Source organism: Pseudomonas shirazensis, from assembly GCF_050496565.1.
Taxonomy (GTDB): Bacteria; Pseudomonadota; Gammaproteobacteria; order Pseudomonadales; family Pseudomonadaceae; genus Aquipseudomonas; species Aquipseudomonas shirazensis_A.
In genome coordinates this window covers 16,388-28,155 of record NZ_JBNWAE010000026.1, presented here as the reverse complement: position 1 = coordinate 28,155, position 11,768 = coordinate 16,388, and the positions used below count along the sequence as shown (strand labels likewise).

Annotated in this window: 8 protein-coding genes; all 8 read right to left on the bottom strand. The window is 61.9% G+C overall.

Annotated elements, in window-relative coordinates:
• Nucleotides 1-13: 13 nt before the first annotated feature.
• On the bottom strand, nucleotides 14-760 hold the full coding sequence (locus ACQZ2L_RS24260) for an SDR family oxidoreductase (RefSeq protein ID WP_430328186.1): 747 nt from the start codon (nucleotides 758-760) through the stop codon (nucleotides 14-16).
• A 58-nt stretch (nucleotides 761-818) separates the two neighbouring features.
• The gene (locus ACQZ2L_RS24255; RefSeq protein ID WP_430328185.1) at nucleotides 819-2,354 is read right to left on the bottom strand and encodes a DHA2 family efflux MFS transporter permease subunit; all 1,536 of its coding nucleotides are present in this window, start codon (nucleotides 2,352-2,354) and stop codon (nucleotides 819-821) included.
• Nucleotides 2,351-3,544: an HlyD family efflux transporter periplasmic adaptor subunit gene (locus ACQZ2L_RS24250; protein ID WP_430328184.1), complete on the bottom strand. Its 1,194-nt coding sequence runs from the start codon at nucleotides 3,542-3,544 to the stop codon at nucleotides 2,351-2,353. The genes ACQZ2L_RS24255 and ACQZ2L_RS24250 overlap by 4 nt, the downstream gene beginning before the upstream one ends.
• 30 nt (nucleotides 3,545-3,574) lie before the next feature.
• On the bottom strand, nucleotides 3,575-4,048 hold the full coding sequence (locus ACQZ2L_RS24245) for a MarR family winged helix-turn-helix transcriptional regulator (RefSeq protein WP_430328183.1): 474 nt from the start codon (nucleotides 4,046-4,048) through the stop codon (nucleotides 3,575-3,577).
• Nucleotides 4,049-4,242: 194 nt separating this feature from the next.
• Nucleotides 4,243-5,880 (bottom strand): phosphoglucomutase (alpha-D-glucose-1,6-bisphosphate-dependent), encoded by a 1,638-nt coding sequence (pgm, locus tag ACQZ2L_RS24240; RefSeq protein ID WP_430328182.1) that lies wholly within the window; start codon nucleotides 5,878-5,880, stop codon nucleotides 4,243-4,245.
• A gap of 86 nt (nucleotides 5,881-5,966) precedes the next feature.
• Nucleotides 5,967-8,228 carry an ATP-dependent DNA helicase gene (locus tag ACQZ2L_RS24235; protein WP_430328181.1) on the bottom strand — a complete coding sequence of 754 codons (2,262 nt, stop codon included), beginning with the start codon at nucleotides 8,226-8,228 and terminating at the stop codon, nucleotides 5,967-5,969.
• On the bottom strand, nucleotides 8,225-9,877 hold the full coding sequence (locus ACQZ2L_RS24230; RefSeq protein WP_430328180.1) for a VRR-NUC domain-containing protein: 1,653 nt from the start codon (nucleotides 9,875-9,877) through the stop codon (nucleotides 8,225-8,227). Before ACQZ2L_RS24230 ends, ACQZ2L_RS24235 begins: the two co-directional genes overlap by 4 nt.
• A gap of 25 nt (nucleotides 9,878-9,902) precedes the next feature.
• Nucleotides 9,903-11,312 carry a hypothetical protein gene (locus tag ACQZ2L_RS24225; RefSeq protein ID WP_430328179.1) on the bottom strand — a complete coding sequence of 470 codons (1,410 nt, stop codon included), beginning with the start codon at nucleotides 11,310-11,312 and terminating at the stop codon, nucleotides 9,903-9,905.
• Nucleotides 11,313-11,768: the final 456 nt, after the last annotated feature.

Genomic DNA, 11,768 nt, shown 5'->3' with positions numbered 1-11,768 from the left:
CAAGTATTGAATCTCAGCGCCCACCGCCCAGCTCGATGAAGGTGCCGGTCGAATAGGACGCCTTGTCCGACAACAGCCAGAGGATCGCTTCAGCGACTTCCTCTGGCTGGCCGCCACGACCCATCGGTAGCCCGGCCTCAAGTTTGTGCACGCGCTCGGCGTCCCCGCTCAACGCATGAAAGCCGGTATGGATATACCCAGGCCGCACCCCATTGACGCGCACGCCTTCGCCGGCCACTTCCTTGGCCAAGCCAATGGTGAACGTATCCAATGCCCCTTTCGACGCAGCGTAATCAACGTACTCTGCGGGCGACCCAAGGCGCGCCGCCAACGACGACACATTGACGATCGCTCCACCCTGCCCGCCGTGCCGACGGGCCATGCGCAGCAGCGCATGCTTGGCACAAAGCATTGGCCCGACCACGTTGGTTTTCATCAGGTTGAGCAGGCGGAACTCGGACATGTCTTCCAGGCGGCTTTGCGGGCCAATCGTCCCAGCGTTGTTGACCAGTGCCGTCACCGGCCCCAGCTCATGGTCAACGCGATGGAACAGTTGGATGACCTCGTCCTCGACACTGGCGTCGGCACGCACGGCGATCGCCTCGGCACCGCGTTCGCGGACCTCGGCAAGGATGCGCTCGGCAGGCTGATCGTCAGCATGATAATTGACGCAGATACGGTAGCCTTGCTCGGCGGCAAGCCGCGCTGTAGCGGCACCGATGCCGCGGCTGGCACCGGTAATCACGATAACCTTGTCCATCGATTGCCCCTGGGCGACTGATGGCACAAGGCTAACGCGGGCCTGCCCGCGTTGACAACTAATGCCCCGCTGAGGCCGGGCCGGCCTTGGCCGTAAACGGCGGCTTGGCGAACCACACCAACAGGATCAGGCCGGCGAATACCCAGGTCATCAGGGTGAAGTAGTCCACCGTCGACATCATGTAGGCCTGGCTGTTGACGATCTGCTCAAGCTGCGCGTAGTTCTGTGGGCTGGCGCCCCCGAGTTGCTCAAGTGTATGCCGAGTAGCAGGGTCGTACTGGCTGATGTGCTCACTCAAATAGGCATGATGCTGATCGGCCCGGCGAATCCAGATCCAGGTTGTCAGCGATGCCGCAAAGCTGCCGCCCAGGGTCCGCAGGAATGTCGCCAGCCCCGAGCCATCGGCGATCTGCTGCGGTGGCAGGTCAGACAGCAGAATGCTCAAGGTTGGCATGAAGAACAACGCCACGCCGATGCCCATGAACAGTTGCACCAGGGCAATGTGCTGGAAGTCCACCTCGCTGGTGAAGCCGGCACGCATGTAACAGCTTGCACCGATCGCGAGAAATGCCAGGCCGGCCAGCACCCGCAGGTCGAAGCGGTGCGCATACTTGCCCACGAAGGGCGACATGATCACCGGCAGCAAGCCAATCGGCGCCACAGCCAGCCCGGCCCAGGTGGCGGTATAGCCCATCTGCGTCTGCAGCCATTGCGGCAGGATCAGGTTGATGCCGAAAAAGCCCGCGTAGCCGCCAACCAGGACGATGGTGCCGACGCGAAAATTGCGGTGGGCGAACAGCCGCAGGTTCACCACCGGGTGGCGGTCGGTGAGCTCCCAGATGATGAAGATGGCCAGGAACACAACCGAGATCAGGCTGCCCACAATGATGAACGACGACTCGAACCAGTCCAGGTCATTGCCCTTGTCGAGCACCACCTGTAGCGCGCCCACACCAATGATCAGGGTGATCAAGCCGATGTAGTCCATCGGTTGCCGGCTGGTCACTACCGGTCGCGTGCGCATCTGCTGGCGCACCACGGCAGCGGCGAACAGGCCGATTGGCACGTTGATGAAGAAAATCCAAGGCCAGCTGTAGCTGTCAGTAATCCAGCCGCCCAAGATCGGCCCGGCAATCGGTGCAACAACCGTCACCATCGCCAGCAGCGCCAGCGCCATCCCCCGCTTGGCCGGCGGATACACAGCAATCAGCAAGGTCTGGGTCATCGGGTATAGCGGCCCGGCGACCACGCCCTGCAACACCCGAAAGCCCACCAGCTCAGGCATCGACTGGGCGATCCCGCACAGAAACGACGCCATCACGAACAACAGCGTTGCCCAGATGAACAGCTTGACCTCACCAAAGCGCCGGCTCAGCCACCCGGTCAGCGGCAAGGCAATCGCGTTGCTCACCGCAAACGAGGTGATCACCCAGGTGCCCTGCTCGTAACTGACGCCCAGATTGCCGGAAATGGTCGGCAAGGCAACGTTGGCGATGGTGGTGTCGAGTACCTGCATGAACGTCGCCAGCGACAGACCAATGGTGGTCAGCAGCAGGCTTGGCGGAGTGAACTGCGCAGCGCCGTTGTTGTTCATCGCTGCGCCGTCTTGCCTGCGGCGCTGTTGTCATGGATCAAGCGCGCGATCAGCCGGTCGGCATCGACCAGTTGGCGCTCATACACCTGAGTGCTGTAGCTGGCTTGTTGCGGAGGCTGTTGCGCCAGGATCGGGCCGGTCTGATCGTGCAGATCGACTTCAACCACGGTCGACAAGCCGATGCGCAGCGGATGATCGCGCAGTTGCTCAGGGTTAAGGTGCACACGCACTGGCACCCGCTGGACGATCTTGATCCAGTTGCCGGTTGCATTTTGCGCAGGCAGCAAGGCAAAAGCGCTGCCGGTACCGGCGCCGAGGCTGTCGATGGTGCCGGTGTACTTGATGTCGCTGCCATACAGGTCGGCGCTGATCTCGACCGGCTGGCCGATGCGCATATTGCGTAACTGGGTTTCCTTGAAGTTGGCATCGATCCACACCTCATCCAGCGGGATCACGGCCATGGTCGCAGTGCCCGGCTGCAAGCGCTGGCCCAACTGCACGGTGCGTTTGGCAACATAGCCGGTGACCGGCGCGACCAAGGTAGTACGGGCGTTATCCAGGTACGCCTGGCGTACATCAGCAGCGGCAGCCATCACCTCCGGGTGCGAGGCCAGCAGCGTGTCGTCGACCAGTGCAGTACTGGTATTGAGCTGCTGCTGGGCGCTGTCCAAGGCACTTTGCGCGGAACTCAGGTCATCCTGGGCATGGGAGATCTCTTCACGGGAGATTGCCCCGCTCTCGGCCAGGACCTTGCGCCGGTTGTAGTTGTCGCGGGCTTTCTTCAGTTCCGCAGCACGGCTTTGCATCTGTGCCTTGAGCGAGTCGACGTTGCTGTACAAGCCGCGGACCTGACGCACTGTACGCGCCAGTTTGGCCTCGGATGACTGCAAGGCAACCTCGCTGTCGGCGGGATCGAATTGCAGCAAGACCTGACCGGCCTGCACCAGATCGCCATCGTCAGCGCCAATGCTGGTAACGGTGCCGGTCACCAGCGGTGTGATTTCCACCACGTTGCCGTTGACGTAGGCGTCATCGGTGCTCTCGTGCCAGCGCCCGACCAGGCTGTACCAGGCCCAGGCAGCAGCGCCACCGAGAATCACCAGCAGGAGCACGGCCAGCAGCCAGGTCTTGCGCTTGCGCGAATTTTCGGGAGCCGGGGAAGATTGGGTTGTGTCCGCAGGAGTGGCCATGACAGTACCTTGGGGAATTCGTAACAGGGATCAACGATCGCCGAAGCGGCGGATCGTCAGAGGGTCGCCGGCATTGAGCAGGACCTTGGCCAACAGGCCTTCGAGGGTCTGCAATTCTTCAGGCTGGAGCACGCCGACCAGTTCGTTCATTGCTGCAGCGCCGACTTCGGGCACGCGATCGGCCAAGCGCTGGCCGTCGGCAGTCAGTGCCAGGCGCACCTGACGGCGGTCTTCGGGGCAGCGATTGCGCAAGATCAGCCCTTTGAGCTCGAGACGGTCGAGCATGCGGGTCATCGAGCCGCTGTCCAGGCCTAGGTAGCGACACAGCTCGGCTGGAGTGTCGACCTGGTATTGGGTAACGATGATCAGCACCTTGAATTGCGCGGCGGTGACCCCTTCGCCTTCGAGGTGCGTGTCAAGAATGCGGTCCTTGAGCAGCGCCGCTCGGCCCAGCAGCATGCCGATCGTGCAGGTCTGGAAGTTTTCAGGACTGAAATGCGACATCGGCTTGCGCCCCAGCTCAGACAAATGTGTGTATAAATATTACTGCCTAGGCAGTGAATGTCAAAGCCTTGATTAGGGGGCTATGTAAATTGCCGATGATTGGCGTGAATGCCACTTCTCTCTAGGCCGAAACTTCCACAAAAAAGGGGCACAAGGCCCCTTCTCTGCTTTCGATATCACAATCAGGTCGCTTGTCAGGCGATAGCTGCATCCACCAGCACCTGAGCCTCCTTGACCAAGCGCTGCAAGTGCGCCTCGTCGATAAAGCTCTCGGCGTAGATCTTGTAGATGTCTTCGGTGCCCGAGGGCCGTGCGGCGAACCAGCCATTGGCCGTCATTACCTTGAGCCCGCCAATCGCCTGAGCGTTACCCGGCGCGTGACTGAGGATCTGCTCAATCGGCTCGCCAGCAAGCTCGGTCGACGTCACCTGCTCCGGCGCCAGCTTGCTCAGCAGGGCTTTCTGGCGTGGATCGGCCTTGGCCTCGACGCGAGTTGCGTAGGGTTTGCCCAGCTTCGCGGTGAGGTCTGCATAGATCTGGCTCGGATTACGTCCGGTGCGCGCCGTCATCTCCGCAGCAAGCAAGGCTGGGATAAGGCCGTCCTTGTCCGTGGCCCAGACCGAGCCGTCGCGACGCAGGAATGACGCGCCGGCACTTTCTTCACCGCCAAAGCCCAGCGAGCCGTCGAACAGGCCGGGAGCAAAGTACTTGAAGCCGACCGGGACTTCGTAAAGCGTGCGGCCCAGCGCAGCCGTGACCCGGTCAATCAAGCCACTGCTGACCACGGTCTTGCCCACTGCCGCATCGCTGCGCCATTGCGGGCGATTGCGGAACAGGTAGTCGATGGTCACGGCCAGGTAGTTGTTGGGTTGCAACAGGCCATCGGCGGTGACGATGCCGTGCCGGTCGTGGTCAGGGTCGCAGGCAAAGGCCACGTCGAAGCGATCGCGAAGGCCGATCAGGCCCTGCATGGCGTACGGCGAGGACGGGTCCATGCGGATCTGCCCGTCCCAGTCGACGCACATGAAGCGGAAGGTCGGGTCGACCTCGGTGTTGACCACTTCAAGATTGAGTTGGTAGTGGTCGGCAATCGCCTGCCAGTAACGCACCCCGGCACCACCCAGCGGGTCGACGCCCAGGCGCAGGTTGGCCGAGCGGATCACGTCGAAATCGATCACGTTTTCCAGGTCGGCGACGTAGTTGCCCAAATAATCGTGGCGCTGGGTAGTCGACGCTTGCAGCGCTTGCGCATAGTCCATGCGCTTTACCCCAGCCAGGTCTGCGCCAAGCAGTTCGTTGGCCTTGGCCTCGACCCACTTGGTCACGTCGCTGTCGGCCGGGCCGCCGTTGGGCGGGTTGTACTTGAACCCGCCGCTCTGTGGCGGATTGTGCGACGGGGTGATGACGATGCCATCTGCCAGGCCGCTCTGGCGGCCGCGGTTGTAGCAAAGGATCGCGTGCGACACCGCAGGCGTTGGGGTGTACTCATCGTCTTTCGACAGCATCACCTGCACGCCGTTGGCGGCCAGCACTTCCAGCGCGCTGGCGGCCGCCGGCGCGGACAGCGCATGGGTGTCGGCGCCGATGAACAGCGGCCCGTCGATACCTTGCTGCGCACGGTACAGGCAGATGGCCTGGGTGATCGCCAGCACATGCGCTTCGTTGAAGCTCAGCTCCAGCGACGTACCGCGATGCCCCGAGGTGCCGAAGGCCACGCGCTGGGCTGCCACGGACGCATCAGGGCGGCCGGTGTAATAGGCGGTCAACAGGCGGGGAAGATCGACCAGCACACTGGCCGGAGCCGGCTTGCCTGCCAAAGGACTGAGCGTCATGCAAAAACCTCGAGTTCAACGAATGTGAGTGTTGGAACACGCAGTGTACTGGGAGTTGCAATGCCGTGCGATGGGGCCTGCCGGGATTATTCGCTAGCTATCTGCCACCACGTGGGAAACATCTGCTGTACCCGCTCTTCAGCGAAGCGCTCGTCGATCAACAGCAACACACCACGGTCTTGATCGCCGCGAATGACCCGCCCGGCAGCCTGAATCACCTTGCGTACGCCAGGGTACAGGTAGGCGTAATCAAAGCCAGCGCCGAATTGCCGGGCCAAGCGCTGCTTGAACTGCTCGTTGATCGGGTTGACCTGCGGCAAACCCAACGTGGCGACGAATGCGCCGATCAAGCGGGTTCCCGGCAAGTCGACCCCTTCGCCGAATGCGCCGCCAAGCACCGCAAAACCAATCCCCTCACCCTCTGGAACGAACCGCGCCAGAAAGGCTTCGCGCGCAGCTTCGTCCATGCCGCTGGCCTGCTCCCAGCGGGGCAACTGCGGATAACGCTCGGCAAGCAGTTTGGCCACCTGTTGCAGGTACTCGAAGCTACTGAAGAAGGCCAGATAGTTGCCAGGCTTGCTGCGGTACTGCTCGGCGATCAGCTCGACGATGGGCGCCAGCGAGGCGTGCCGTTCGCGGTAGCGCGTCGACACCTGGCTGATGATGCGTACCTGCAATTGCTCGGCCTGGAACGGCGCGGCCACATCGAGCCAGGCCGTGTCGGCCGGCATCCCAAGCAGATCGGCATAGTAATGCCGAGGGCTGAGCGTGGCAGAAAACAACGTCACACTGCGCGCAGCGCTCATGCGCGGTCCGAGCAGGCGAGCCGGGACCACATTACGCAGGCATAGCGTGCTCAGGCGCCTGTTACGCGGGCCATTACGCACGCTGACATCAAACAGAAAGTGCTCGTCGAACAGCTCGGCAATGCGTGTGAACTGCAGGGCCTGGAAAAAGAACTGCAGCAGCAGCGGATCAATGCCCAGCGGCGACTGGTTGAGCTGCTCCTGGATCAAGCCAACACATTGTTGCAATGCCCCGATAAAGGCATCCGGCAGGCGCTCGCTGGCTTGATAGGGCGCGCGCTGGTCTTTATGCAAAGCATTCCATTGGCGGTTGAGCCGATCCAGCGCGCTGCTCAGCCCCTGCGGTTTGCTTTGCCGAAGCGTCAGCAACTGGCCCTGATCGAAACTGGCGCTGTACATCGCCCGGCCACGCTCGACCAGGTTGTGTGCTTCGTCCACCAGTACTGCCACGCGCCACTGATTGAGCTGCGAAAGGCCAAACAGCAATGCATGGCCATCAAAGTAATAGTTGTAGTCGGCCACCACCACATCAGCCCAGCGCGCCATCTCCTGACCCAGGTAATAGGGACACACCTGATGAGCCAGCGCGACCTCGCGCAACGCCTCACGATCCAGCAGCGGCGCAGCACCAGCGGCCTCGCGCGCAGCCGGAAGGCGATCGTAAAAGCCTTTGGCCAGTGGGCACGACTCGCCATGGCAAGCGTTGCCTGGATACTCGCAAGCCTTGTCCCGAGCGATCAGCTCAAGGCTGCGCAGGGCCGGCTGCGGGCTGGCGGCGGTGAGCTGGCGCAGGGCATCCAGGGCCAGTGCCCGCCCCGGGGTCTTGGCGGTCAGGAAGAACAGCTTGTCGAGCTGCTGCGGCACCACCGCCTTGAGCAATGGAAACAACGTGCCAAGGGTCTTGCCAATACCGGTACTGGCCTGGGCCATCAAACAGCGACCGGTGCTGACGGCCTTGTACAGCGTCTCGGCCAACTGGCGCTGGCCCTGGCGAAATTGCGGGTAGGGGAAACTCATTGCCTGCAAGCCCTGATTGCGCGCTTGCAAACGCTGCTCCTGTGCCTGGGCCCAGGCCAGAAAGCACTGACATTGAGCCTCAAAAAACAGCTGCAGGTCTGCAGCGCTGTAGTGCTCGCTGATCAGCGTCTGGCGGTCGCTGTCGACATCCAGATACACCAGCGCCACGTCGATACTCGGCAGCTGCCGCGCCTGACACAGCAACCAGGCGTAGACCTTGGCCTGCGCCCAATGCAACTGGCGATGGTTGGCGGGCTGGCGCGACAGGTCACCGCGGTGGGTCTTGATTTCTTCGAGACGGTTGCGCGCAGGATCGTAACCATCAGCACGGCCACGCACCTGCAAGCTGAGGTATTGGCCTTGCAGGCTGACTTCAGCTTCATAACCCATCTCGCGGCGCGCCACTACTCGGCGATGGCCGGCGATGCCCTCCTGCGCAGTGGGTGATGGGGTAAAGCGCAGGTCGAGGTCGCCGACCTTGGCGCTGAACTCGCACAAGGCGCGTACGGCGACGGTGTAACTCATGCCTGGACAGGCGCCCAGCGCACATGGCAGACGGTAACCGGCAGGCCGTGTTCGCGGCAGAATTCGATCCAGCGCAGCTGATTGTCCTGGAGCCGATCGCCCGGTCCTTTGACCTCGATCATGCGATAGCTGCCCTGCTCCGGCCAGAACTGAATCAGGTCAGGCATGCCTGTGCGGTTGTTGCGGATGTCCTGCAGCAAGCGCAGGAAGCACTGTTTCAGATGCATTGCCGGCAGGCAGCACAGGGCCAGTTCAAGCAGCTCCTGGGGTAGCATTGACCAGAACACGAACGGCGACTGCAGGCCGTATTTGGCCTGATAACACGCGCGGATCAACTCGCCATGGCTGGCATCATCAAGCCGCCCCAGGCAGCTGTCGAACAGCGCACTGCGGCGCTCGCGAAAGTCAGCGTCATGCAAGTCCTGCGGCGCGCTCTGAAACGGGTGAAAAAACGCCCCGGTCACGGGCGCGAAGATCGGCTCCCAGCACAGCAGCCCGAACAAGCTGTTGAACAAGGTGTTCTCGACGTAGTGCACCGAACCACCCTCCTGTGCCAGATACTCCTGCACGGCCCGCTCGACACCCAGCGCAGCCATCTCGGCGGGCAGTTCGAGTTCGAGCAGGGTAACCGCGCCAGCCCGCCGCCGCGGCGTCGGTGGCCCGCCGAGCTTGCGTACCAGGCGCGGCAGCATGCGCGCCAGGGCCTGTGTTTCGAGCGGGTTGGCAGGCGCACTGGCCATCTGCTCAGCAAGCCTGTGCGCCCTGCTCCATTGCTCGCTGCGCTCGTGCACGCGCACCTGGCGAATACGCGCCTCAGGATGCTGGCTCTGCTGGTAGACCGCCAATGCCAGCTCCCATTCGGCCAAGCGTTCGCAGTGCTGGCCAACGCTGAACAACAACCGCGAGCGCCGCCGCGCCAGCCAGGGGTTGTCACTGTGCAGGCCGTCGAGTTCCGCCAGCAGGGTTGCCGGCGCCTCGCCCTGCTCCAGGCGCTCGGCGCAGTGATGCAGGGCCATGGCCAGGTCGACTTCGGCACGTTTACGCAGGGCGCGCGAGTCATCACTGAAGGGGACTTTTTCAAAGCGCAGCACGCCGGTATCGGCGAGCACGAAGTCCGACCAGTCCTGGTAGAGGTTGCCAAAAAACAGCAGCCGCAACCGATCACACAGCGGCTGCAATCGCCAGTGGATGACCTTCACGTCATAGCCGACGAACCATTGTGCCAGCGGCCTTGGTTCCAGCTGCAGGGCTTGCAGCTGCAGCAGCAGATCAGCCTTGGCTGCCCGTGGCCTGGCCAATTGCGCGGCAAAGCATGTTGCCAGTTCGTCCTTGCGCAGCAAGGCAAACAACTGCTCAAGGGTCAGAGGCGCGCGCTCGCAGATCCAGCCCAGCTCCCCCAGCGGTCGCAGGGCTGAGTGAGCATCACCAATCTCGGCATAGGTCAGCTTGTCAGTGCGAAACAGCTCACCTTTGCGCATCACCATACGGACCAGCAGCGCCTGAGCGGGCTGCGGCAGGCGCTCGAACGCCGTCAAAAAAGCCTGCTCGGATTCATCGAGCAGATCATGGTAACGCTGGGCGACCCACCCCAGCACCTGGCGAAAATTATGCAGGTAGTAGAGCGGGTCTTCGACGGAATGGGCAATCACGGTACGGGTCAGGCAGCGGGGACAGCTACTGTTTATACATACAGATAGCCGACCCTGGCAAGCACTCCGGATCAGTGGTCGTCAGCTCATCGGCCCTGCGCAGCAAGCGCAGGGCCATGTCGCGTCGAGCCAGGTACTCCAGCATGCGCCTGGCCGGCTGCCCCACCTGCCGCCCATACACCGCACGCAACTGCACCAGGCTCAAGCCGCTGGCCTCGACCAGCCAATGGAGGACGCCATCGGGGCATGTTTTGCCCAGCAGGCCCCGATGCAGGTAGGGCATGGCCACCAGCATCCCTGGGTGATAGCACTCGATAAAGCTCACCAGGCCAGCACCGTGACCTGCGAATGGGGCATGCAGCAAGCAGATCAACTGCTTCTCAGTCAGCTCCAGCACCTCCGTCAGCCGCGCTTGCGCCAGCTCGTCGGCGGCCTGCGCTGTGCGGGGTTTGAGGCCCAATCGCAGGTTTGCGCCCTTGACCCGACGATGGACAATGCGCTCGCGCAACTGGCGAAGCTGGGTCAGGGCATCCACCTCAAAGCACACCGCCAGCGGTGGCAAACACTCAGCCGCGACGAGGGGCACTTTCAACAGCCGCTCGAACTCAAGGTCTGCCGGCCTTTGATCGAGCAGGTCGTCAACTGCGATCACCTGCAAGGACGCACCCTCGCCGCTATCAGCAGGCGCAAGCGCAGCGTGCGACGGCATAGCGACAACGTCATGCAGCCAGGCCAGTGCCCTGATCAGGTAGGCGATATCCAGCGAGAGTGGATGCAAACCGGGCTCCTCAGCCAACCGCAAACAACGCCGGCACCACGCCAGGTAGCGGTAGCGCTGGCGGGGCGGCAGCATGGTGATCAGTGCCAGTACGCCTTGCGCATCGCTCAGCACCTGGTTACATGCGCTGGCCATCTGCAAATGCAGGCGGCTGCCAAGCAGCGCCTCTGCCGCGCCGCCATTGAGGTGACCAAACAGCAATAACGCATCGCGGGTCGGTATCCAGTCCACGTGCTGGGTTTGCGGCCTGCGACTGAAGGGCACCAGGTGCTGGCCCTGGATCATCAGCAACTCCACGCGCGGATCGTCCTGCAGAAACAGGGTGCTGAAACACCGCTCGTGATAATCCAGCACGGCCTCGCTGGCCGCCGGCAGCGAGGCAACCAGCACTTTCAGCCTGAACGTCTGCGGCGCACGCTGGGCGATGGTCAGTTGAGCTGCGCGCAGCGTGCTCAGCAACAAAGCGCTGTCACGGTCTGCGCCGTGAATCACCAGCAGTTGAAATTGGCCAAGACAGTCAACCCCTCCCGCTGCGACCATCAGCCGTTGAATCAGCAACTGCATCGAAGCGCGCAGTGCTTGCGACATATGCTCCATCAAGTGATCAAGCACTTGCGTGTAGACATATTCCAACGCTTGTTCATGGATATTGCTCATGACGGCACTCCCTGTTTCAGACCACTCATCCTCGAACTACCAAGTATGGGCAATCTCAATGTGTCGATAAACTTTTGGGAAATTTCCCACAAGCAATTGCGAAACCATGATTTAGTTGCTGAGCTGCACACCTTCTAGAAACACGTGCTCGCTCGCCCCTCTTCCGGACCGGCACCTGAGCGCCTGCGAGCGCGGCGTGTCCTGTGAGCCTCGCAAGCTGATGAGTTCGTCCTGGGCGATTAACGCCACAGCTCTGGGAATAACTTCATTCAAGAATTAACGAGAAAACCATCAGCAAGCAAGCACAACAATCAAGCAGCTCAATCGTAAATTAGACGGGGAAGTTTCAGCGACAGGGTAAGCTGTAGGATATTTACTTAAAGCGTGTAGGATTTATCCGAAGTAACGCTTTGATACGAAATTAGTCGCAATCAACAACGAAAAAGGGCCGCAATG

Coding starts and splice junctions, on each gene's coding strand:
- ACQZ2L_RS24260 (WP_430328186.1), bottom strand. CDS start 760: ATGGACAAGGTTATCGTGATTACCGGTGCCAGCCGCGGCATCGGTGCC.
- ACQZ2L_RS24255 (WP_430328185.1), bottom strand. CDS start 2,354: ATGAACAACAACGGCGCTGCGCAGTTCACTCCGCCAAGCCTGCTGCTG.
- ACQZ2L_RS24250 (WP_430328184.1), bottom strand. CDS start 3,544: ATGGCCACTCCTGCGGACACAACCCAATCTTCCCCGGCTCCCGAAAAT.
- ACQZ2L_RS24245 (WP_430328183.1), bottom strand. CDS start 4,048: ATGTCGCATTTCAGTCCTGAAAACTTCCAGACCTGCACGATCGGCATG.
- pgm (WP_430328182.1), bottom strand. CDS start 5,880: ATGACGCTCAGTCCTTTGGCAGGCAAGCCGGCTCCGGCCAGTGTGCTG.
- ACQZ2L_RS24235 (WP_430328181.1), bottom strand. CDS start 8,228: ATGAGTTACACCGTCGCCGTACGCGCCTTGTGCGAGTTCAGCGCCAAG.
- ACQZ2L_RS24225 (WP_430328179.1), bottom strand. CDS start 11,312: ATGAGCAATATCCATGAACAAGCGTTGGAATATGTCTACACGCAAGTG.